This window comes from Streptomyces sp. WG7, assembly GCF_049975785.1.
Classification (GTDB): Bacteria; Actinomycetota; Actinomycetes; order Streptomycetales; family Streptomycetaceae; genus Streptomyces.
The window spans coordinates 43,620-66,297 of record NZ_JBNGGE010000006.1; the positions used below are offsets into that span (position 1 = coordinate 43,620).

The following is a 22,678-nucleotide window of genomic DNA, read 5'->3' on the forward strand; positions in this document are numbered from 1 at the left end:
GCACGGTGCAGGCGGCAGGCCGCTCCCGCCTCCCGGGCGGGTCTGAGCGCCCGGGCACGTGACCTTCACTCCCGCAAGGTCGATACTTCCGGCAGGAGGACTCCCGTCCCCCCTGGTCCGGCCGCCCAGTGGACCTGACGTACCGTCACCAACATCGGCATCAGTACCGCCAGACCCCGCTCGAGACCGCTACGGACCGCCAGGACCAAGAACTGGCAACACCCACCCTCACCAGCAAAAACGCAGGTCAAGACCCGTCTACTACTCTTCCCAGGAGGTACCAGTGAGGATGCTCATCAACGTCCCGTAGTTTGGTGCGGCCGCAGGTCAGGCCCATGCTCGGAGGCCCTTGGTCAGCAAACTCCCAGCATGAGTCAGGAGACGTGTACTTGGCGACCCAGCTCGTCCGCGGAATGGGCAGCTTCTTCAAGAGCTGCGCATGCGCGCGCCAGAACCGTTGCGCCCACCCGTACGCCATTCGCTACCGCGATGCCACCGGCCGCCAACGCGAGGAGACTGGGTTCTCGACGCAACAAGCGGCACTCGATCGGCTGACCAAGGTCTACGAAGAGAAGCGAACCACGCCCCGCGCGCAGGCCGATCTCAAGCGGGAGATCGGCCAGCAGCGCTTCGGGCGCTACGCCTCCGCGTGGCTGACCCGGCAGCGTCACTATGTCCCTGGGAGCGTGCGCTCCGTTACACAAGTACTCAACAGCCAGATCCTGCCGGCACTCGAGTCCCGGCGCATCAATACATTCACGGCGACAGTCGTCGACGATTTCATCATGTCGATGGAGGAACGTTCCGTCGGGCCAGCGGCCCAACAGAACGCATTCGACACCCTGAAGAAGATCCTCCTTGACGCGCGCCGTCGCGGCGGCATCACGGACGATCCGTTCGACGGTGTCATACCGCCCAAGTACATACCCCGCAAGATCACCATCCCGACCCTGGACGAGATACACACCTTGAAGGCCGCCAGCGGTGACGGGCTCCGGCTCGTCATCGATCTCATGCACGGTTGTGGCCTTCGCAACGGGGAGGCCTACGCCGCGAATCTGGATCGGATCGTCGCCGACGACGTCTACCGCATCACCGAACAAATCGAAGGCAAGACACGCGAGCGGGCACCGCTCAAGCACCGAAAGCTCGGGGAGTTCCGTGAAACCCCGATGCCGTGGACAGTCCGAGAGTCGTTGCTCCGCTACGAAGGGAAGCATGGCGCCGATCCGAACGGGTACCTTCTTCGAACTCAACGCTCACCGTACTGGTCTCACACCACACTCGAATACCAATGGAGCGCCGCCAAGAAACGGGCAGGAATCACCAAGAAGCTCACCACATACTCCTTGCGCCACTTTTTTGCCTCGAACTGCCTGGCCCAGGGAATGCCCATCACAGACGTCGCAGAATGGATGGGGCACAGAAACATCAACATGACCTTCAAGATCTACCGGCACCTCATGCCGGCATCCATCGGGCGCGCTGCGAAGCTCTTGAACGAAGGCTTGTAGCACGAAAAAGGTGCGGGCCTATGCCCGCCCCTTTTCAGGAGGTCTTTTGCTGACGAGCCCAATTATCCAGGTCGTCGACTCTAAACCTAAGCTTCCCGCCGAAGTAGTATCGCGGTAGCCCGTGACGTAAAAATTCCCAATACATCCAGCGCCGACTCACGTTGAGGTAGGACGCCGCTTCGTCCACTCCCACATACCGACGCCTCGCCTCACACCGAGCTTCTTGGTCCAACCCCGCTCCACTCATGCTGCAGCCGCCTGGCGTGCGGCTTGCCCGGCACTTACGGTTTCTGCCGAGTCGTTGACGTCGCTCCGACGCTCCCGACGGAGCAGTTTCTGCACATGCGCCTCGGAAATCTTGAGAACGCTCGCGAGCAGCGGAGTCGATGTGTTGGACGCTGCAGCCCACCGGATCAGTTCTTGCCTCTCCGGCCTGGTGAGGTGCACATCTCTCCCAGCGAGCGCTGCCGTGACCCTGGCGGAATCACACCGCAAGTCGAAGCTATGCCGGACTGCCCGACGCTCCGCCACCGTCAGGCCACCTCGTACGCCGACAGCGTCTCTGCATTCCAACGCCGCTTCGAGACACGTCGCCCTCACTGCGCAGGATGAGCAGATCCCTTTCGCGAGCTGAATGCGCTCGTCGTTGGCGCCCCGACCGGGAAAGAAGAGATCAGGGTCCGTCACCACCTCAGCAGCCACGGCGCATGCAGCCCTCTCCTGCCAGGTCTGGTCCCCTCTAACCCTGATAGCGGGGCGTTCTTCGCTCATCGTCGGCGCTTCCTGTTCGATGTCTGCACTCAACCTGCCGACCTCAGGCGGTCGGCAGAGACACAAGCATCTGCACATACGCCGGTTTCGCTACTGAGGTTGAACTCGTGGAGTCGTAGGGGCTGACGGTTCGTCGCCCGTGCGATATCACCGAAGGTATGCGGTATCCACAAGGGGGCGGGCTGACCGCCGAACGGCAGCAGTTCCGTGAGGGGTTACGGCTCAAGGCGGCCGAGAGGTTCGCCCAGGGCGAGGCGAGCTCGGCGATCGCCAAGGACCTGCGGGTCAGTGTCCGGTCGGTGCAGCGGTGGCGTCGGATGTGGGACGAGGGCGGTCCGCGGGCTCTGCGGTCACAGGGGCCGCCATCGTTGCCGAGGCTGAGCGAGAAACAGTTCGCCCAGCTGGAGGCGGAGCTGGCCAAGGGGCCGGCCGCGCACGGCTGGGAAGACCAATGCTGGACCCTGAGCCGTGTGAAGATGGTGATCGGTCGGCGCTTCCACCTGACCTACACGATCCAGGGTGTGCACAAGCTCCTGGTCCGTAACGGCTGGTCCTGCCAGGTCCCGGCCCGACGGGCCATGGAACGGGACGACGACGCGGTCGCGGGGTGGGTCAAGGAGGTGTGGCCGTGCGCGGAAGGCTCGCGGCGGCCCGTGGAGCCTGGCTCGTCTTCGAGGACGAAGCCGGTTTTTCCATGACGCCGCCGCAGGCGAACACCTGGTCACAGCGCGGCCGGACCCCGGCGGTGCGGGTCCGCGGCCGCTCCCGCAGACGCGTCTCGATCGCCGCACTGACCTGCTACAAACCCGGTCACCGGTCCCGGCTGATCTACCGGCCGCGCCGGGACGACGGCCGGCGCGACGGACGCAAGAGCTTCTCCTGGCGCGACTACCGTGACCTGCTGATCGCCGCCCATCAGCAGCTCGGCGGCCCGATCGTGCTCGTCTGGGACAACCTCAACGTCTACAAAGCCGCTGATCTGCGGGAATGGGCGGAAGCCCGGGACTGGCTGACCATCTACTACCTGCCGCCCTACGCACCCGACCTCAACCCCGTCGAAGGGATCTGGTCCCTCCTGCGACGCGGCTGGCTCTCCAACGTCGCTTTCAGTACGCCCGAACACCTCATCCATCGCATCCGACGCGGCCTACGGCACATCCAGTACCGCAGCCACCTCATAGACGGCTGCCTTGCCGAGACTGGCCTGGCCGTCAGGTCCGCCTGACCAACAGCACGACATCACGAGTTCAACCTCAGTAACCGGCGATCGTCGGCTATGTTGGCCCGCTTCGCCGCGCCGACGAGCCCGCGCCCCGGGTGGTCGGCCACCGTCGACGCGGCCTGGCCTGGCCCCGATCGCCGACCGAAACGCGGGAGGCGACTGGACGCCGGACTCCGCCCTCGCCGACGATGTCTGCGACTAGACCGGCACCTCGACACCAGCGAGATCGACCCGCCGGACGCCCTCCCGCTGTGCGGGCCGGTTGCCGGATGAGGTGGCTGACCATCGACCCCGACTTCTTGCGCTGCTCGCCCGAGAAGGAAAGGCTCGCTGCGCTGAACGCCATGTCGCTCGCAGAGCTGGCGGACCTCAAGGCTCGCATGCAGGCCGCCCGTGAACCCGCCGAATCACGTACGGGCCGTCTGCATACCGCTACAGGCCATCGGTGGAAGAGCCTGCATGTATCGAGTTGTCTGACTGACGGCCTGGAGCCGTGCCTCTCTGCGGCAGATTCAGGTGCCAAACTGCGTTAATCGGACTGTAGACGCGCGGGTCAGGCCTCTCCTCAGGTGATTGGTCCTAGGCAGGTAATCAGGCGCCGTACTCCATGCGTGGCTGGCATGGAGATCCCAGGACACCACTGGTGACGCGCTGCAGTCCCTGGCCAAGCGGCGGGGCTGCCGCTGGACGCTTACCTCGAGCAGGTAGCTGAGGAGGAGCGGCGGAAGCGTGCGCTGGAGGAAGGCGGGGAGAACTCCGGGCAGTCACCTGTGCCCCGGAGACGGTGACAGCGTTGGACGCTGAACACGGTGGCCCCGCACCGGCTCAGACCGCTCCGCGGGCGACCTAACCTGTGCCTGCCGTGTACTCCATCGACCACCGGTGGTTTCTGGAACGCCAGGCTGAGCTGATGGACGACCTCACGGTCAACGACTACTCCGTGTTCGGCCGCATGGCCGCCCGGCGCAAGGTCGATCCGTCCCGTCACGACCGGCACCACCCGGATGGCGCTTCTGACGCGCGGCCGTGGCGTACCTGGGATCCACAGGGAGCGCATGAACGCGAGGTTCGAGGCTTGGCGCGAGCTCGTCGCCGGTATCCGCCCTCTGCGGATAGGCTCGTTCACCATCGCCGAACGGCTTCGCTCCGCGTGGCCTGGCGATACGCGAGTTCGCGCAGTCGGAGGCCTGAGCAGACCAGAGGGGCGTCGCGAAGGCCCTCTTCAGAGAATTCCCTTCCACGACCACGGTCGCGGGCCGGAACGACCGCGCAGACAGTCGATCCGGTACTGCGCCTGGCTGCTCCACTCCGCGTTGCTGGCTGCGTGTTGGGCCGCGTACGTCACCATCCGCAGCTCTCGGGCGTACGCGAGGACGGCATAGCCCTCCCACGCCGTCACGTCGTGCCCATAGACCGCACAGAACCGGTCGTACTCGCGCATGCTGACCGCTCCGGTGGTCTTCGCGCGCACCGCGGTGGACACGAGGTCCCACTCCGGAGGCCCCACGGAGAAGCGCTCCAGGTCCATCATCAGGACCCCGTCGACCGTGCGGACGAAGTTGCCGGGCCAGGCGTCGCCGTGCACAGCCCGGTCGGGGAGACCAGCCGGCCGCTCAGCCCAGGCCGATGCGAGGTCGCGGTGAAGACCATGCAGCCAGTCTCTGTCTTCGTCGCGGATCGTGGTTGCCGCTTGCAACCGCTCGTCGACCCGGACGAAGGGATCGAGGTACCCCAGCTCAATGTCTGGTGCGGGCAAGGAGTGGAGCTGCGACAGGAGATGGGCGACCTCTTCAACGGAGCCGTGTTCTTGCGGCGGTAGTTCTACCCAGAAGGTCACGGGCCTACCGTCCGCGTCGACCGGCTGCTCCACGTCGATCAGGCGAACGGCGGCGACGTTCTCTCTGGCGAGCCAACGTGCGACACGCACCTCACGGGCCGCTGCCGCACTTTGACCTTCCCGTGCGATCCGCACGATCACCCCCTGACCAGGGAGGCGCCATATCTGGTTTTCGGCTAGGCGAAGCGGTTCCGCCCCGTCGGAGTCCAATCCGGCCGCGGCACACGCCTGCTCCAGAGCGTGGCGCGCGGGTGCGGCCGCCGAAGTAGTCATGCGGAAACCGTAGCGGCGATCCGATCTCGCAGCCCTGAAGCCTCCGAGATGGTCCGATGCTTCGAGGCGAATCGGCCGAGCTGCCGCAGATCGTCGGCGGCTCGCCGGGAGGTGAGCCGGCCTACCTCGTCCAGGGCGTCGTGACCGAGGGCCGCCGCCTGGCGAGGGTCGCCCTTGGCCATGACCAGGGATGCCAGCCTGGTCCGCGAGATCGCCCGGGACCGCTTGAAGGCGTCCGTGTGTCCCTTCACCGCTGTGTCAAATCGGCGTGCTACCCGGCCCGGGTCCTGACCCGCAAGGATGGCGAGATCAAACAGGGCGTGAGCCGTGTCCCCGTTGTGCTGCGCCTCGTCGTAGTAGGCCATCCATGGCGAGTCTTCGGCGGGCCGGGCCCGGGTGAATGCTTCATCCGCGGCGCCGACGGCCGCCATGGTGTCACGCACGTTGCCCATCTTCCCGAAGGCCCTGGCCCGTGCGGTGTGGAGCATCGCCTGCTCGGTCGCTGTCAGGCGGTCGGAGCGCACGAGCCCCTTCTCGGCGTAGGTGAGACCGTCATCGGGCGCTCCGATCCATACGGCTTGCCGTGCGAGGAACGAGTACGTCTTGGCTCGTAGGTGCCAGTCGCCAGCCTCCTCGGCGCAGTCCGCTGCGAATCGGAACGTCCGGGTGGCTTCCTCGTGGTGGTAAGCGTCGAAGGCGGAGGCGCCGACCACGATCCCGAATCGTGACACAGCGGCGAACAGTTCGGTTCGCAGGTGCTCGGGGCACTGGCTTTGGAGCAGGCCAGCCGACCACTGCATCGCGCGACTGGCTACGTCACGCACCATGCCGCCGCCCCCAGCTCGTTGTCCATGCCGCTGACGGCGGTGGCCGCGGCAAGGACCTGGTCGATGTGGCTCGGGTTAACAGCTGTCGGGAGAAACAGCTCCGAGGGGGCGAAGACGTCGGTGAGGTTGATGGGCGCTATGGCGGCGAGGCCGCCGATTTGGAGGAACGAGCGTCGAATCACGGGCTCATGGCTCCCAGGGCGAAAAGTCGGTTCGTCTTTGACCAGGATGCTGCCTGCCGGCGCCTGAGCGGGTCTCTCCCTCTTGCACGTGGAAGCCTTATCGGCATCAGCCCGCCTTTTCTCGGCATCACGGTTGCCGAAGACCATCGGCCAGGCCCGGTCAAGCAGCCCTCCCGTGCCTAGGACATCATCGAGCCGCTGAACCACGTCGCGACGACAGCTCGGGTACTTGCCCTTCTCGATCGACAAGATCATGTCGTCGCTGACCTGCACTAACCGCCCCAGCTCCTTGGCCGACAGCCCTTGCTCCAGGCGCAGTTTGCGCAGCTCGTTCCCGAACCACTCCTGGGGGGACGCCCCCGGATCGAGCTGCTTCATTGGCTGCGGCATGTTCGGCCCCCGAAGTCGTTGATGCCGAACTTCTCACCTCTCGGCATCAGGCTCTGCACGCGCTCGGTGCGCTCTGCCTAAATGGTTGCTGATCGGTTCCAGTCCAGTACACACCGCAACCCACCCCTGTTGAAGGGGTTCTGGCAGAACGGAGGAAGCAGCGATGGAACTACTCGCCGACACTCGCGAGCGGGATGCTTCTGTTCGAGCCACGTCCAGGAGCGTGGACGGTCAACTCGACATGAGTTTCAACGTCCGGGCTGAAGACCTGGGGACCGTGCGGGACATCGTCGCAGCGCACCTTTGCTGGTGGCGCGTCGACAATGGCACCGCGTTCCGCATGCTGACCGTGGTCAACGAACTCCTCACCAACGTCTTGCAGCACACCCCTGCAGATCCTGGGGGGCAGCGCCCGGAAGCTGCATTTACGCAGGTCATCCCCCGTAGCTCAGCGGATAGAGCACGTGCCTTCTAAGCGCCTGCTCTACAAACCCGAGCGTGGCAGTTGTTGCTGATACGGCGGTGACATTGGCTAGGGACGAAGCGTGTAGTCGGCATCACATGGACGCTCAAAACCCTGCGGCGTGCGTGGCTCCAAGAAGGCCCGCGGTGGCTGGCGTCATCCAGGCTGACGAACCGGCGGACCATCTGACCAGGGCGATGCTGGCGCTCCTGGACGGCCTGCAGCTTCAGTGGATGCACGACCCCACGGTGGACATCATCGCCATCGCCGAGACATTCACGCGGATACTCGCGCCATCATCCGGCGTCCAGCAGGAGGAGGAGACAGCCATATGACGCCGCTCCCCCTGGAGGCTGACCGATTCGTTCGCGTTCCAAGACCCTCCTCGGTGTGGGTGCTGGTTCCGCCCCCACATCGCCTGTTGGGTCACTGGGGTGGCTGGGGTCACCTCGGTGCCGTGGTGCAGCCCGCTGACGGCGGCGGTGGACCGGTTCGCCACCCTCGACCGCGTGTCACAACCGGAGGAGCTGGCCGCAGCGATCCTAGTCCTTGACTTCGGCGTCGCCCCGTGCCGCACACCGGCAGCCCGGTGAGCGGCGCACCTAGACGGACGGTGCGTCGGAGACCTTCCCTACAGCCGGGCAGTTCTCCTGGTCTGCAGCACTTCGCCCATGGACTGTGCACGCCACTGCTTCAAGAGCGCGTGGAAGGCGAAGGCCCCATGGGGGTAGGCGGTGGGGCCGTTCGGCCGGCCGCGTCCCTCGCCGTTGTAGTAGCCGGGGGTGCACTCTGCATGGAACCACTCGTGGTCGGGGGCGTCCTCGGCCAGGGTGGTGATCCAGGCGCCCTCGGCCTCGCGGGAGGGTTCGATGAGGGCTCCCTTCGCCTCGGCGGCCGCGACGAGTGCCGCGGCGTGGACGGCGTGCTCGTCCAGCACGTGCGTGAAGTTGACGCTTGCCGCACTCTGCACACCGCCCAGCTGGTGCAGGTTCGGGAAGCCGTTGCTGGTGAAGCCGTGCAGCGTGCGCGGTCCTCGCGCGGCCCACGCGTCCTGCAACAGGATGCCGTCCCGGCCGTGCACGGGCAGCCGGCCCGAGTGGATGCCGGAGACGCCGACGGAGAAGCCGGTGGCAAAGATCAGGCAGTCCAATTCGTACTCGGTGTCGCCGACCACGACGCCGTGCTCGGTCATCCGCTCGATGCCGTGGGTGTCGGCGGTGTCGACGAGGGTGGCGTTGCCCCGGTTGAACGCCTGGAGGTACAGGTCGGAGAAGGTGGGACGTTTGCACGCGTACCAGTACCAGGGCCTGAGCCTGTCCGCGGTCTCCGGATCGGTGACGATCTCCTCGACACGGGCACGGACCTCGTTCATCTTGGCGGCGTCCGCGACCTCGTAGGCCGCTTCGAAGGCTGCCCGGTCGCCAGGCCGGCGGAAGCTCGGCAGGAGCTTCTCCAGGAGACCGGCCGACCGGGTCCACCGGTCCGCGACGAGGTCCTCCTCGGTGCTCTCGCCCGAGACGATGCGCAGGAAGTTGTCGCGGCGTTCGGTCGCCCAGCCGTGGTGGTCGGCGCCGACGTCCTGGACGGTGGTGCGACGGTTGGCGCGCACGTCCACCGTGGAGGGGGTGCGCTGGAAGACGTAGAGGTGCTGAGCGTCCTCGGCGAGCTTCGGGACTACCTGGATGCCGGTGGCGCCGGTGCCGACGACGCCCACGCGCTTGTCCGCGAGGCCCGTCAAACCGCCGTCCGGAGTGCCGCCGGTGTAGGCGTAGGAGGGTGATGGCCAGAACGTTGCGCGCACCCCACCCGGCAGTACACGTGCGCCCCGTCCACGGATACCCGAGCACCCCCGTGAACGCGGCGGCCGACGCCCTGGCGAGCGGGACAGTCCGGCCCACGTAGCGCAGCACGGCCGTGTCATCGGGGCGACCGGGCAACAACGTGGGAGGGGCGGTCAACCGCCGAGGCTCGGTCGGACAAGGCCGCTCTGGTAGGCGATCACGACCAGTTGAGCCCGGTCGCGTGCGTTGAGCTTGGTCATCGCGCGGGAGATATGGGTGCGTACCGTCAGATGGCTGAGGACCAGCTGGTCGGCGATCTCGTGGTTCGACTTGCCCAGCGCGGCCAGTGCCATGACCTCACGTTCACGCTCGGTGAGCAGAGTGAGACGTTCTGGCGCGGTGAGGGGCACGCGGTCGGCCGGGGAGGCCAGGAAGCGGGTGATCAATGCCCGGGTGGCCGTGGGTGAGAGCAGGGAGTCTCCCGCCGCCACGGTGCGGATGCCCGCCAGCAGGACGTCGGGGCCGACGTCCTTGCCGAGGAAGCCGCTCGCCCCGGACCGCAGGGCGACGGCGACGTTCTCGTCGTTCTCGAACGTGGTGAGGATCAGGACCCGGGTGCTCGACAGTTCGGTCCGGGCACAGATGTCGGCCGTGGCGGCCAGTCCGTCGGTGCCGGGCATGCGGATGTCCATGAGGACGACGTCGGGGTGGTGTTCGAGGGTCAGTTGTACGGCCTGCTGCCCGTCAGTTGCCTCTGCTACGACCGTCATGTCCGGGTCGGAGTCGATAAGGATGCGGAAGGTGGCGCGGAGCAGCGCCTGGTCGTCGGCGAGCAGAACGCGGATGGTCATGAGGTGCTCTCCTCGGAGCTGGGAAGGGGAAGCGCGCAGGCGACTTCGAAACCGCCTCCGGGCCGCGGGCCGGCGTGGAACGTTCCTCCTGCCGACAAGGCACGTTCGCGCATGCCGAGCAGTCCGAAGCCACGGGAGGCGGCAGCAGCCGAGGGAAGTGAGCCGCCTTCATTGGTGATGGTGAGTGTCAAATAGTGAGCGGTGTAGTCCAGCCGCACCCGCGCGGAGGGTGTGGCGGCGTGCTTGGTGACATTGGTCAGTGCTTCCTGGACGATCCGGTAGGCCGTGAGGTCCAGGCCGGGCGTAAGTGCTTGTGGCTGGCCCTCGGTGCTGACGGAGACGTCCAGACCCGCTGACGCGCAGGTCTCGACGAGCTGCGGCAGCTGATCCAGGCCCGGTGCGGGAGCCAGCTCCTGCGAGTCGGTTTCCTGACGCAACAGGCCGACGGTGGCCTTGAGTTCACGGAGAGCCGAGGCGGTCACTTCCGGCAACTTCTCGATCATGGCGATGGCCTGGTCGGGACGGGACCGGGCCAGATGGGCGGCGGTGCCGGCCTGGGCGTTGGCCAGAGCGAGGTGGTGGGCGACCACGTCGTGCAGTTCGCGTGTGATCCGCATGCGCTCCTGGATCACCCGCCGGCGCGCCTCCTCGTCGCGCTCCTGGCAGCATGGTCGGCGCGGGCGACGGCGTACTCGCGGCGCACGCGCACGTAGCTGCCGAAGGACGCGACCATCAGGACCCAGGCCGCCGGATTGACCAAGCCGATGATCCACTCGTGCGGAGAGTCTGTGGTGATGAAGCCGGTGAGCGCGATTCCGGCGGCGGCTGCCAGGGCCGTGTACCAGGTGGTCCTACGATCAGGACGCAGACTCACGGCGTACCGAGCGAGCAGCATCGGCCCCATGAGCAGCGGCGTCATGAGGTCCCCCAGGAACCCCTCGGTCATGATGCATACCGTGGTCACCAGAAGTACGAGAAGCGGGTGGCTGCGGCGGCGCAGCAAAGTCACGCAGGCCAAGACGGACAGCACAAGGCCGGGCCAGAGGACGAGCGGCTCCTCGGCCGCGACCGCCCGGGTGAGGAAGACACCACTCACGGTGAAGGCGAGCAGCAAGCCCGTAGTCACCACTTGAACCGTGTAGGGACGGTCAGCGGCGCGGCTTTCCCATCGTGCACTCATCGTCATACTCCGAGGTGAGACCAGCCGGTTCAGGGTGACAGAAGCGCCGCGGCACCGATGCACGGCACCGCGGCGCGTCTGCGCCTGATTCGTCTCAGAACGTGCGGGCCGACTCCCACGGGTGAGCCTCAGGGCCCGTCGGGGCCGGCGCCTGAGCCTGTGAGGTGAGTCCGGTGCCCTCGACGTCAACTCGGGGGAGCGCCTTGTCGAGCCACCCGGGCAGCCACCATGCCTTGTCGCCCAGCAGGGCGAGTACGGCGGGCACCAGGGCCATGCGGACGACGAAGGCGTCGAAGAGGACCGCGACGGCGAGCCCGAACCCGATCGTCTTGATCATGGACTCTCCGGACCCGATGAAGCCGGAGAAGACCCCCATCATGATCACGGCCGCGGCGGCGACGACCCGGGCGCTGTGCCGGAAACCGCTCACCACCGCCTGGCCGGGGCGCTCACCGTGGACGTACGCCTCGCGCATGCGGGCGACAAGGAAGACCTCGTAGTCCATGGCCAGACCGAACACGATGCCCACCAGGAAGATCGGCATGAGGCTCATGATCGGGCCGGTCTGCTCCACGCCCAGCAGTTCGGCACCCCAGCCCCACTGGAACACCGCGACGACCGAGCCGAGCGAGGCGAGTACCGACAGCAGGAACCCGAGAGCCGCCTTGACGGGCACGAGTATGGACCGGAAGATCACCAGGAGCAGCAGCAGGGACAGCAGCACGATGACGGCCAGGTAGGGCACGAGAGCGTTCTGCAGGGCCTGGGCGACGTCGATGTCCATCGCGGTGCTGCCGGTGACCTCGAAGGTCGCACCGGTGTCCCCCTCCAGACCGGGACGCTCCGCCCGGATGGTCTGGACGATGTCCTTCGTGGCCTCCTCATTCGGTCCGGTGGCGGGCACAGCGGAGAAGAGTGCGGTGTCCCCGGCCTCGTTGAACCGCGGGGGCGTGACGGACACGACGCCGTCGGTGCCCTTGATCTGCTCGGCCATCGCGGTTGCGGCCCTCTGTGGGTCGGTTGCTCCCCTGACGTCGGCGACGATGGTCAGCGGTCCGTTGAAGCCCGCACCGAAGCCGTCGGCCAGCGCGTCGTAGGCACGTCGCTCCGTCGTCGACGTGGGCTTCGACTCGGCGCCGGGCATGCCCATCTCCAGCTGAGCGGCGGGCAGTGCCAAGACTCCCAGACCGGCCACACCCAGCACAAGGACCGCCACGGGCCGCCTCATCACAAAGCGAGCCCAACGGGTGCCGCCGTTGGCAGCGGACCCGGAACGGGATCCGGTGCCGCCGCCCCGCTCCCCTGCCCTTCGGACCTTCCGGGAAAGGACGGCGTTCGGCCACATGCCGAGCAGGGCGGGTACAAGGGTCAGGGCGACCAGGACGCCGATGGCGACCGCTCCGGCGGCGCACAGGCCCATCTTGGTCAGCATTGGCACGCCGACCACGGACAGGCCGGCGAGCGCGATGATCACGGTCAGGCCGGCGAAGACCACGGCGGAACCGGCCGTGCCGACCGCGAGGCCCGCTGCTTCCCTCGGATCGTGCCCGTTCGCGCGCTCCTCGCGGTAACGGGAGACGACGAAGAGGGCGTAGTCGATACCGACCGCGAGCCCGAGCATAGAGGCGAGCGTGCCGGTGGTCATGGACAGGCCAAGGGTGCTACCGAGAGCAAGGATCGCGCACATGCTGACACCGACGCCGATGACGGCGGTGAGCAGCGGCAGCCCGGCCGCGGCCAGGGAGCCGAAGGTGATCAACAGGACGACGGCGGCCAGAGCGATGCCGATCGCCTCGGCAGAGCCTCCCGCGGCTGGCTGCGAGGCAAGAGCCGTGCCGCCCACCTCCACAGTGAGCCCCGAGCCGCGAGCCTTCTCGATGGCCTCCTCGAGGCTGTCCTTGCTGGTGTCGGTCAGGTCGCCGGACTTGACCTTGTAATTGACCGTGGCGTACGCGGTCGAGGCGTCCTTGCTGACCGCGCCGGCCTTGAAGGGATCGACGACGCTATCCACCTGAGAGCCCTCGGCCGCCGTGGACACCAGCTCATCGATGGCGGCGCGCTTGTCCTCGGCTGTCACCTTCTCCCCATCGGGGGCGATGAACACGATACGAGCGTCGGCACCCTTGGCATCCGAGCCGGGGAATCGCTCCCCGATCAGGTCGAACGCCTTCTGGGCCTCGATGCCGGGCATGAACGAGGCGCCGTCATCGCCCGCGGCCGGGGCCTTGACGGCGCCGAGACCGACACCGCCGAGGATCACCGCCCAGAGCAAGGTCACCAGCCAGCGCCGCCGGAAGGCGGTGCGGCCCAGTCTGTACAGGAAGGTAGCCACGAGAAGGGTCTCTCCAAAGTCTGTTCTCAGGTAGGTACCAAGGCTCTCCTTCCATGTGCTGCCGGGGCATCGTGTCAGTGCAGTGACCTGGTCCTCGTGGCTACGCAGCAGGCGCGGGCCATCCTCGTGCAGAACGACGACGTCGTTCTGCACGAGGATGGCCACTGGGGTGAAGAAGCCTGAGGGGGCCGAAATCCACCAGCCGCGGCACCGGGGTTGATTCAGGCCAGGACGACCTGGCGCGGCAAAGGCGGAGCACAGGAAGTCCACCGCGCGCCTGACAGAGGCTATGGAGCTTTCCGGCACGATGCACGAGGCCGTAGGCGGTGGGGACCGCTTCGCGCTGGCCGTACTGCCGCCGTGACGGAAGGCGATGACGCAAGAGATGCATCTGCTGATCACCCCGGATGCAGATCGAGCCGACACGGGGGGGCGCCTGGCTAAGCTCGGCAAGGAGGGGTGGTGGACCGGGTGACCCTGCCCAGGCCAGTCGCATGCGCTGCTGGTTCCTCACCAGTACGGGACGCAGATCGCCTCCGCATGGCCCGGACCGCGTAGCTGGCGACCATCGCGGGCAGTGTCCGACCGCACCGTCGCCCGGCTGCGCCTCACACATGCGCGGGCGTGTCCCAGGCCGGGCTCGCGTTCGTCCCGGGCGCCCGCGAACGGGGAGACGAGCCAGCCCCTGGACTGGGTCCCCGAGGTTCACCCCCTCAGAGGGTGCGGGGCCGTCGTCCCCGGGGCCCTCCTCTACCACCGGCTCAACGCCGACGACGGTGGTGGGGCAGTTCTATGCTGCGAGCCTTCGTCGAAGTCGACCGGGCCACCATGGGCACCCCGAATGCCTCGCCGCCAAACTCGGCGCATACGCCCGCCTCCACCACGCTGAGCGGCCCGCGCCGCCCTCCGGTTTGTCTACACGCGCTCCAAGACGATCAGATAGATCGCGTTGGGTGGCAAGTCGACGATCTCGGTGTGGGTCCTGCCGGGCCTGATGATCCTCTTGTCGACCATCTGAAGCTCTGCCTTGGCCGGATCGGCGAAGTAGTTGCTCGTCGTCTGGTCGATCCGGTACATGAGCCGGCGGACCGGACCGTGCCTGAGGTCCGACGGCATCCGGGACATGTCGATGGTGGCCCGGTAACTGCGGTCGTTCACGTGCTGCCAGTTCCAGACCATGAGGGACGCGCCGGTCCGGTCCTTCGACGCCAGCGCGTAGACGCCGTTGTCCCCTTCGAGACTGTCCTTCGAGACGGCCGACACCCGGGTGTCCTTCATCCTCGACTGCATCAGCAGCATGTTCCCATACGGAGTGAAGGTGTTCGCGGCCGGTCCGTACGGCGTGCGAGTCACCAACTGGTCCTTGCGTTCCTCGACGCGGTGCCGAACACACCAGTTGAACATGTAGGTGTCTGGCTGGTTCGCGAACAGGTAGCCGTAAGTGGCCATGCCGGCCGCCTGCCGAATGTAGTCCTTCTTGGGATCGGTGTCGTCGTAGGCCGGACCGGGATAGATGCCCGTCTCAGTGACATAGCTCGGGATGTCCCGGCGGATGCGGCGCTCCTCCAGCCATCCGCGTAGGGTCTCCCGCTGCGACGCCACCACTCTCAGGTCACCGTTGTACATCGTCGGAACCTGGTAGTTGTCGTCCCAAGCGAGGTAGGCGTGGTACGAGAGGAAGTCCAGACGCTTGCGCGGGTCCTTGTCGGTTGCGAAGTCGTCGAGGAAGGGCTTCATCCATTTCGGGTCCATGTACATCAGCGCCGGTCCGCCGAGCTGGAGCCGGTCCGCACGCCGGAGGTGTTTGTTGACCTGATGGACGGCCTCGTAGTAGGGCTCGTAGAAGCGGTACAGATCGCCGGGTTGCAACGTCGTCCGGTCCGCCGGGCGTCCCTGCTGGCGCTGCTTTCCGTGGAACTGCCAGTCCGGCTCGTTGAACGCCTCGACGTACTTGACGCGGGGATACTTCTCCTTGATCCTCTGCAGGATCAGTCTGAGCATCGGCTCCAGGTCCTGCATCGGCCGCTTGCCCTCGACGAAGTCCGTCGGGTTCAGGTTGATCAGCAGCGAGTCGGACACCGTACTCGCCTCGGTGAGATAGGCGTCCAGCCTGGAGAAGTCGCAGGTCCGGGTCTTGAGGTCGCACTGGTTGAAGACGTTGTCCGCGGCGGAGGCATTGGGACTGCTGACCCACACGCGGTAGACGTCGCCGTGCAGCCCCTGCTGGTTCAGGAACTTCACGTCGTCGGCACGTTGCTTGGGCCATGCCGTGACGTTGCCGAAGTTGTTCAGCCGCTCCGGACGCGGCAGTTCGCCCTGCCGCGAGCCGAAATCGACAGATACCTTCGCCGAGGAGGAAGACGCGTGCGGCACATCGGCCTGCGCCGCGACGGACTGAACCGACGTAGTGACGAGGAGGGCGGCGATCGCTGCCGCTCCCAGCCCCCGCCTGGCGGGGCACCTTCTGGTTGTCCGCATCTGGACACAACCTCACTTCCGGGAAGCCATGAGGACCATCGGGACACAGTGGGTAGGGCTGATCGGTGCCGGCCGAACGCGGCGTGAGTGACACGCTCAGGTACGAGCTCGTCGTTGAAGCCGGGCGGACGGTCAAATCGGGGTCTGTCGATGCCGCAGACCTCCTGCGCCCTGGGGGAGCGCGTGAGACAGGGACAGACCAGCGCCGCAGGGGACGGGAACCGGCACCTCCCCGGCGCGATGGCCGCACAGGTCCTCGCCGAAGGCCGCGGGCCTCCGCGCACCCCGGGGAAGCGCCCAGCGGCGCCTGGCGTAGAGGTAAGTGCAGAGGGCAAGGACGCCGGCGGCCCGCTAAATGAGCCTACGGGCGGGTCTCGGCGCCGCCGTGCAGAGCCCGGTCAAACCGTCGGCTCGAGGATCGCGTCGATGCTGGAGGCGCCCGAGTCGGGCACCCGGGGCTGGCGCCACGCTTCCACGGAGAAGGCGACGGTCACCAGCGAGCAGAACAGCCACAGCAGGCGCTTGTCGGGCTCGGAGATGCCCTCCATCGGAGTCTTCTCCAGGTAGGCGGTGCCGGACTTCAGGAGAGGGAAGGCGACGTCGTAGAACGCGTCGAGCTCGTCCATCGTGCTGGAGATCCGCTTGGCGTAGCGGGCCTTCTCCGTCGGGATCGCCCAGTCGACGAACGGGTCCAGGGCCTCGAAGCCCTCGGGGAATGCACTGGCCATGGTGGGGTCCTCCTCGGGGTCAGGACACTGCCGGGGCGCCGGACGTACGGCGCTGGTACTCGCGGACATGCTCCTCGGCGGAGCGGTGGAGGTGCCGTAGGAGTACTTCCTGGTCGTTCAGCGGGAAACGGTCGACCGCGCCCGACTCGAGCATGGTCTGGGTCGCCTCCAGCGTGTTGCCGTCCTGGAGGCCGTACTCCTTGAACGACACGGCGGCCAGCTCCTGCTGAAGTCGCTCGAAGGCATTCTTGGGCGGGACGAAGTAGCACGTCCCCTCGAAGATGTGCGTGTTGTACGACGTCGGCCAGTAGTGGTACGTGAGGACCCAGTTCGGGCGCCAGATGAGCAGCATGAAGTTGGGGAAGAACACGAAGGAATCCATCCCCCAGCGCGGGTCCCGGGTGGGGTTGATCGCCGGCGGCAACTCGTCGGCGGTCATGCCGATGTCCGGGGCATCCCACGGGCCGAACAGGCCACTGCGCAGCGCCGCCTCGATGGGCTTGACCATCTCGCGGTCGTGCGGCGGAGCGATGCCGCCCCAGGACGACACCATACTGTGCGGACCGTCGATGTCGTAGTGGAGTGCCTCGTAGCCGTACTTCTGGATCTTCCGGGCCTGCTCGGGCATGTACTGGCCGGAGTGCAGGATCGGCGCGTGGTAGAACTCGGCGAACGCGTCGATGAAGAGTTTCCAGTTGCTGCCGATCTCCGCCCGGAACTTGTGGACCTGCGTCAGCTTGTGGAACGGGTAGCCCTCGATGCCCTTGGCCAGCTCGCCCAGGTACTCGCTCAGCGGCGTGGTGTTCGCCGTGTCGAGGTTCACGAAGATGAACCCCTCCCACACCTCGGCCCGGACCTGCTTGAGTCCGTAGTCGGACTTGTCCAGGTCGAAGAACTCGCCTTCCTGTTGGACGAAGGCGAGCTTGCCGTCCAGGTCGTAGCGCCACGCGTGGTACTTGCACGTGAACTGGCGGCAGACGCCGCTGGTCTCCTCGCGCGGGAAGTCGTTCCACACGAGTTTGTTGCCGCGGTGCCGGCAGACGTTGTGGAAGGCGCGCACCTCACCGTCGGTGCCGCGCGCCACGATGACCGAGGTGCGGGCCGCGTCCAGTTCCTTGGTGAAGTAGCTGCCCTTGCGCGGGAGCTGCTCGACGCGCCCGACGTTGAGCCACGTCCGCTTGAAGATCGCCTCCCTCTCCAACTCGTAGTACTCCGGCGAGATCGAGTCCGCGTAGGAGACCGGCTCCGTGTCGACCTTGAGGTGCTCGGTCCAGGAGCCCTCTTCGGGCTTCTTGAAATGGGCCATGGGGATCGGTTCCTCCCGTTGACGACACCGCTCGTCAGATAATTACGATCTCGACAGCGAGAACGCTATTCTCATTTTTGCCTAATCGTCAAGGAGGAGGCGGCCACTCTCGACCTCATCCCGGCCGTCGAGCGAGGCCGGATGGGACATACCCGACATCAGAGCGACAGGATGCCGGTAACACTCTTCTCCAATACGAAGAGGCCAGATATCGTTCCCGTCTCCGGGCACCACGAGGGGAGCGCCCAACCCATGACGGACTACGACGCGATCTGCTTCTTCCATGACGAAGCACTCGTCATCGACCCTTACCCGTACTTCGAGGACCTGCGGGCACGGTGCCCGCTGCAGCGCGAACCGCATCACGGCGTGGTGATGGTGACGGGTTACGAGGAGGCAGTACAGATCTACAACGACCACGAGACGTTCTCGTCGTGCACCTCGGTCACCGGCCCCTTCCCGGGCTTCCCGGTCCTTCTGGAGGGGGACGACGTCAGCGAGCTGATCGAACGGCACCGCGATGAGCTGCCCATGAGCGACCAGCTGCCCACTCTGGACCCGCCGGTGCACACCGCGCACCGCGCGCTGCTGATGCGTCTGATCACGCCCAAGCGCCTCAAAGAGAACGAGGCCGCCATGTGGCACATCGCCGACGCGCTCCTGGACGACTATCTGGACGGTGGCGAGGCGGACTTCGTCCGCGGCTTCGCGGGCCCCTTCTCCATGCTCGTCATCGCCGACCTGCTCGGTGTGCCCGAGGAGGACCGAGCGGAGTTCCGGGCCAGGCTCCAGAGCCCCGAGGCGCACAAGCCGGGCATCGGCAGCACCGGCGAGGAGACCCTGGAGCACACGCCACTGGAATTCCTCTACGGGCGGTTCACCACGTACATCGAGGAACGCCGCCGCCGGCCCCGCGGGGACGTGCTGACGGGTCTGGCCACCGCCGCCTTCCCCGACGGTGCGACGCCCGAGGTCGCCGACGTGGTGCGCGTCGCCGCCAACGTGTTCGCGGCCGGCCAGGAGACGACCGTCCGCCTGCTCGGTTCGGCCCTACTCACCCTCGCTGAGCGTCCCGACCTGCAGCGGCTGCTGCGGGCCGAGCGTCAGCGCATCCCCCTGTTCATCGAGGAGTCGCTGCGCACGGAGAGTCCGGTCAAGGGTGACTTCCGGTTGGCACGGACCGCCACGACGGTGGGCGGGGCCGAGCTGCCCGCCGGCACCACAGTGATGCTCGTCAACAGCGCGGCCAACCGTGATCCGCGCCAGTTCCCCGACCCGGCCGTCTTCGACATCGAGCGGCCGAACGCCCGGAGGCACATCGCCTTCGGCCGCGGCGTGCACAGCTGCCCCGGCGCCCCGCTCGCGCGGGCCGAGGCGCGGGTGGCGATCGAGCGCCTGCTGGACCGCACGAGCGACATCAGGATCTCCGAGCGGGCGCACGGCCCGGCCGGAGACCGCCGCTTCAGCTACGTCCCCACGTTCATCCTGCGCGGACTGACCGAACTGCACCTGGAGTTCGATCCCGCCGAACCCCCCGGCACCACCGAGGCGTCCGACAGGAGGGAGCGATGAAGGTCACGGTCGACGACGACCGCTGCCGCGGACACGGCGTGTGCTGCGGCATCTGTCCCGAGGTCTTCGACCTGAGCGACGACGGGTACTCCGTGGTGCTCCTCCCGGAGATCCCCGCCCAGCAGGAACAAGCCGTCCGCCGGGCCGCCGCGCTCTGCCCCGAGCACGCCATCACGACCACGGGTTGACGCCCGGCCCCATGAAGACGACTCCGATGCCCAAGGGCTACGTCCTGCGTCGATGGCCAAGGCCGGCCCACGCGTCCGGGCGGTCGGACCCCCGCTCCCGGGTCCTCAAGGGCGCGCGTGGCACGGAGACCGCACCGTCTTCGAGTTCGCGTCGGTGGAGGCGGCGCGTGCCTGCTACGGGTCGGCCGACTACCACGAGGCCATGCGGCAGCGGTCACCAACGCCGTGATCATCGCCGGCTTCGAACCGCCGACACAGTCCCCGGGACAGGGCGACACACGGTGAGGCGCCGTCCGGGCCGCCGTACGACGAACAGTCGCCGGCACGGGTGACGTGGAACTGTCCTGCGGTCTGCCCTCGGGACCCGACTTCGCCGAACTGTCCGTCCTGAGTGAGTGCCTGGGCCGTCACCGGGTGCTCGAGCGCTGCGACAGCCCCATCAGATACCGGTGCGCCCACCTCGCGCACGAGGTGGGCGCACCAGGCGGCGGTGCTCCTCTCAGGCGCGGGCCGGCGCCCGGTCGGCCGGAGCCTTGTCGGCCACGGAGTCTCCGGTGCCGGTGCGCACGGCGGGGATCAGCAGGGCGACGGCCGCCGAGACCACGGCCACGCCGCAGCCGATCATCAGCCCGGTGCGGAAGCCGTCCTCGGAGGCGAGGGTGTGACCGCCCATGGTGATGGTCATCTGCGCCAGGACGACGCCGATCACCGCCGCCCCGATGGTGGTGCCGAGCGAGCGCATCAGGGTGTTGAAGCCGTTGGCGGCAGCCGTCTCGGAAACCGGGACGGCGCTCATGATCAGGGCGGGCATCGCGCCGTAGGCGAGGCCGACGCCACTGTTGATGACGATGCCGACGATCATCAAGCCCCAGGCGGTCCCCATCAGCGGGAGCGCAATCGCGTACCCCACGGCGATGACCAGGGCCCCGCAGATGAGGGTGAACTTCGGTCCGCGGGCGTTGATCAGCTTTCCGCCGAGCGGGGAGACGATCATCATCATCACGCCGCCGGGCGCGAGGTACAGGCCGGCGGCCAGCATCGACTGGCCCAGGCCATAGCCGGTGGCCTCGGGGAACTGGAGGAGCTGCGGTGCGATCAGCATGAAGGCGTACATGCCGACGCCGATGAGGATCGAGGACGCGTTGGTGAACAGGACGCGGGGCCGGGCGGTGGTGCGCAGGTCGACCAGGGGATCCCGGGTGCGCAGCTCGTAGAAGCCCCACAGGGCGAGGGCGACAACGGCCAGGGCGAACAGGCCCAGGGTCGTGCCGGAGGTCCAGCCCCAGTCGCCACCCTTGGAGATCGCCAGCAGCAGCGAGACCAGGCCGATGGCGAGACCGACGGCGCCGGGGGCGTCGAATCGCTGCCCCTTGGCGGCGGCGGGCACGTCGGGGACGAAGACGAAGATCATGATGCCGATCAGCAAGGCGAGCACGGCCGACCCCCAGAACAGCACCCGCCAGTCCGCGTACTGGGCCACGGCCGCCGCCAGGGGGAGGCCGATCGCGCCGCCGATGCCCATGGAGGCGCTGACCAGGGCGATGGAGCCGCTCAGCTTCTCCTGCGGGACGACGTCACGCAGCAGCGCGATACCCAAGGGCACCATGCCCATACCCATTCCCTGCAGACCGCGGCCGACGATCATCGGCACAACGGACGAGGCGAGCGCGCAGACCACCGAGCCCGCCACGAGCGGGACGGCACAGACGAGCAGCATCCGGCGCTTGCCCATCAGGTCGCCGAGGCGCCCTGAGATGGGGACGCACACCCCCGCGACGAGCAGCGTGACAGTGACCACCCAGGCGGCGTTCGACGGGTTCGTGCCCAGGATCTGCGGCATGTCCGCGATGAGCGGGGTGACCAGGGTCTGCATGATCGCGGCCACGGTGCCCGCCAGCGCGAGCGTGGCGACGACAGCGCCTGAGCGAGTGGTCGGCTGGGGGCCGTCCATGGTGGAGCTCCTCTACGAAGTCAATTGAGAGCGCGGCACTCGGCCACATTGTGCACCATACACACTCTATGTACCCACCACATTACATGGCTGGCGCATATGATGGCCTCGAGTGAGCTCGGAGGAGTCGCATCGCAGAGAAGAGGACACGTGAACACCGCGGACAGGGCCACGGAGCAGGTGGAGTTCGAGCAGATGCTGCTGAGCCGCTACATGCATCTGCACAAGGGAAAGGGCCGCCGCACCGGCAGCGCCCTGGACCGCAGCGCCTACATTCTGCTCAGCCGGATCCGCACGCAGGGCCCGATGTCGATCGGACAGCTGGGCGACGCCTTCGGGCTAGACGCGTCCACTCTCAACCGGCAGACCGCGGCCGCCATGCGCGCCGGTCTGGTCGAGCGCATCCCCGACCCGGAAGGCGGCATGGCCCGCAAGTTCCGCATCACGGAAGAAGGTGAAAGGCGCCTCGACGAGGAACGCACGGGCCTGGTCGCCAGCCTGGACCGCATCATGGCCGACTGGCCGGAGGAAGACATCGCCGCCTTCGCCCACTACCTCCGACGCTTCAACTCCGGCATCGAACGCCTCCACGGGATGCCCTGGCCGCGCCCGCACACAGCGGAACAACTCTGAGAGTCGCCTCGGGCCGGCGCCGTGCCGACCGACGTGCCAAATGCGCCCGGTGAATGGGGGCCGCCGCGTCTGCGGGCTCATCCTCAGGCAGGAGATCGCCCTCGTTTCTCAAGTGATCGTCCAGAGGGCCTCGTGCGCCCGGGTCTCGGCGGTTGGGGCAACCTCGGGACGCCGGTGCACCACCGACCCGGTTCGGTGG

General features: G+C 67.3%; 18 protein-coding genes and 3 pseudogenes. 8 read left to right on the forward strand and 13 right to left on the reverse strand.

Annotated elements, in window-relative coordinates:
* The first annotated feature begins 389 nt into the window (after positions 1–389).
* Positions 390–1,514, forward strand: a complete 1,125-nt coding sequence (locus ACP4J0_RS08805; protein ID WP_426598057.1) for a tyrosine-type recombinase/integrase — start codon at positions 390–392, stop codon at positions 1,512–1,514.
* A 34-nt stretch (positions 1,515–1,548) separates the two neighbouring features.
* Here the strand turns inward: ACP4J0_RS08805 and ACP4J0_RS08810 are convergent, their stop codons facing one another.
* Together ACP4J0_RS08810 and ACP4J0_RS08815 are read right to left on the reverse strand one after the other, a co-directional pair.
* Entirely contained in the window at positions 1,549–1,761 is a 213-nt protein-coding gene (locus ACP4J0_RS08810; protein ID WP_426598058.1) for a helix-turn-helix domain-containing protein, read from the reverse strand.
* Entirely contained in the window at positions 1,758–2,363 is a 606-nt protein-coding gene (locus ACP4J0_RS08815; RefSeq protein WP_426598059.1) for a WhiB family transcriptional regulator, read from the reverse strand. The genes ACP4J0_RS08810 and ACP4J0_RS08815 overlap by 4 nt, the downstream gene beginning before the upstream one ends.
* An 80-nt stretch (positions 2,364–2,443) precedes the next feature.
* On the opposite strand from ACP4J0_RS08815, the gene ACP4J0_RS08820 reads away from it, so the two are divergent.
* Positions 2,444–3,510 (forward strand): IS630 family transposase gene (locus ACP4J0_RS08820; protein WP_426598060.1). Its coding sequence is split into 2 segments (ribosomal slippage): positions 2,444–2,890 and positions 2,893–3,510, totalling 1,065 coding nucleotides; the frame shifts between segments, so codons are not numbered across the junction.
* 1,219 nt (positions 3,511–4,729) lie between these two features.
* On the opposite strand, the pseudogene ACP4J0_RS08825 reads toward ACP4J0_RS08820, so the two are convergent.
* The 3 genes and pseudogenes from ACP4J0_RS08825 to ACP4J0_RS08835 all read right to left on the reverse strand — a co-directional run.
* Positions 4,730–5,584, reverse strand: a pseudogene (locus ACP4J0_RS08825) (phosphotransferase family protein); the annotation flags it as partial.
* 29 nt (positions 5,585–5,613) lie between these two features.
* Entirely contained in the window at positions 5,614–6,444 is an 831-nt protein-coding gene (locus ACP4J0_RS08830; protein WP_426598061.1) for a hypothetical protein, read from the reverse strand.
* A complete protein-coding gene (locus ACP4J0_RS08835) occupies positions 6,429–7,004 on the reverse strand; it encodes a helix-turn-helix domain-containing protein (protein WP_426598062.1) in 576 nt (191 codons plus the stop codon). Before ACP4J0_RS08835 ends, ACP4J0_RS08830 begins: the two co-directional genes overlap by 16 nt.
* 175 nt (positions 7,005–7,179) lie before the next feature.
* Here ACP4J0_RS08835 and ACP4J0_RS08840 point away from each other — a divergent pair, with 175 nt between their 5' ends.
* Positions 7,180–7,491: a hypothetical protein gene (locus ACP4J0_RS08840; RefSeq protein WP_426598063.1), complete on the forward strand. Its 312-nt coding sequence runs from the start codon at positions 7,180–7,182 to the stop codon at positions 7,489–7,491.
* A gap of 134 nt (positions 7,492–7,625) precedes the next feature.
* Complete coding sequence (locus ACP4J0_RS08845; RefSeq protein WP_426598064.1) at positions 7,626–7,814, forward strand: hypothetical protein; 189 nt, start codon at positions 7,626–7,628, stop codon at positions 7,812–7,814.
* Positions 7,815–8,110: 296 nt separating this feature from the next.
* Here the strand turns inward: ACP4J0_RS08845 and ACP4J0_RS08850 are convergent.
* From ACP4J0_RS08850 to ACP4J0_RS08880, 7 genes and pseudogenes are all read right to left on the reverse strand, one after another.
* Positions 8,111–9,250 (reverse strand): annotated as a pseudogene (locus tag ACP4J0_RS08850) (flavin-containing monooxygenase); the annotation flags it as partial.
* Positions 9,251–9,433: 183 nt separating this feature from the next.
* On the reverse strand, positions 9,434–10,111 hold the full coding sequence (locus tag ACP4J0_RS08855) for a response regulator transcription factor (RefSeq protein ID WP_359977235.1): 678 nt from the start codon (positions 10,109–10,111) through the stop codon (positions 9,434–9,436).
* Positions 10,108–11,291 (reverse strand): annotated as a pseudogene (locus ACP4J0_RS08860) (sensor histidine kinase). Before ACP4J0_RS08860 ends, ACP4J0_RS08855 begins: the two are co-directional and overlap by 4 nt.
* Before the next feature lie 94 nt (positions 11,292–11,385).
* Positions 11,386–13,623, reverse strand: a complete 2,238-nt coding sequence (locus ACP4J0_RS08865; protein WP_426598065.1) for an MMPL family transporter — start codon at positions 13,621–13,623, stop codon at positions 11,386–11,388.
* 915 nt (positions 13,624–14,538) lie between these two features.
* Positions 14,539–16,101: a hypothetical protein gene (locus tag ACP4J0_RS08870; protein WP_426598066.1), complete on the reverse strand. Its 1,563-nt coding sequence runs from the start codon at positions 16,099–16,101 to the stop codon at positions 14,539–14,541.
* Between the two features lie 398 nt (positions 16,102–16,499).
* Positions 16,500–16,829, reverse strand: coding sequence for a hypothetical protein (locus tag ACP4J0_RS08875; protein ID WP_426598067.1), 330 nt, complete (start codon positions 16,827–16,829; stop codon positions 16,500–16,502).
* Positions 16,830–16,848: 19 nt separating this feature from the next.
* Positions 16,849–18,135: an aromatic ring-hydroxylating oxygenase subunit alpha gene (locus ACP4J0_RS08880; protein WP_426598068.1), complete on the reverse strand. Its 1,287-nt coding sequence runs from the start codon at positions 18,133–18,135 to the stop codon at positions 16,849–16,851.
* Positions 18,136–18,387: 252 nt separating this feature from the next.
* Between ACP4J0_RS08880 and ACP4J0_RS08885 the strand changes: the two genes are divergently transcribed.
* Genes ACP4J0_RS08885 through ACP4J0_RS08895 form a run of 3 tightly spaced genes read left to right on the forward strand, consistent with a single transcriptional unit; the run spans position 18,388 to position 20,124 of the window.
* A complete protein-coding gene (locus ACP4J0_RS08885) occupies positions 18,388–19,707 on the forward strand; it encodes a cytochrome P450 (protein WP_426598069.1) in 1,320 nt (439 codons plus the stop codon).
* On the forward strand, positions 19,704–19,895 hold the full coding sequence (locus tag ACP4J0_RS08890; protein WP_426598070.1) for a ferredoxin: 192 nt from the start codon (positions 19,704–19,706) through the stop codon (positions 19,893–19,895). The genes ACP4J0_RS08885 and ACP4J0_RS08890 overlap by 4 nt, the downstream gene beginning before the upstream one ends.
* A 52-nt stretch (positions 19,896–19,947) precedes the next feature.
* Positions 19,948–20,124 (forward strand): DUF1330 domain-containing protein, encoded by a 177-nt coding sequence (locus ACP4J0_RS08895; RefSeq protein ID WP_426598071.1) that lies wholly within the window; start codon positions 19,948–19,950, stop codon positions 20,122–20,124.
* A 270-nt stretch (positions 20,125–20,394) separates the two neighbouring features.
* Here the strand turns inward: ACP4J0_RS08895 and ACP4J0_RS08900 are convergent, their stop codons facing one another.
* Positions 20,395–21,846 (reverse strand): MFS transporter, encoded by a 1,452-nt coding sequence (locus ACP4J0_RS08900; RefSeq protein WP_426598072.1) that lies wholly within the window; start codon positions 21,844–21,846, stop codon positions 20,395–20,397.
* Positions 21,847–22,041: 195 nt separating this feature from the next.
* Between ACP4J0_RS08900 and ACP4J0_RS08905 the strand changes: the two genes are divergently transcribed.
* The gene (locus tag ACP4J0_RS08905) at positions 22,042–22,479 is read left to right on the forward strand and encodes a MarR family winged helix-turn-helix transcriptional regulator (protein ID WP_426598246.1); all 438 of its coding nucleotides are present in this window, start codon (positions 22,042–22,044) and stop codon (positions 22,477–22,479) included.
* Positions 22,480–22,678: the final 199 nt, after the last annotated feature.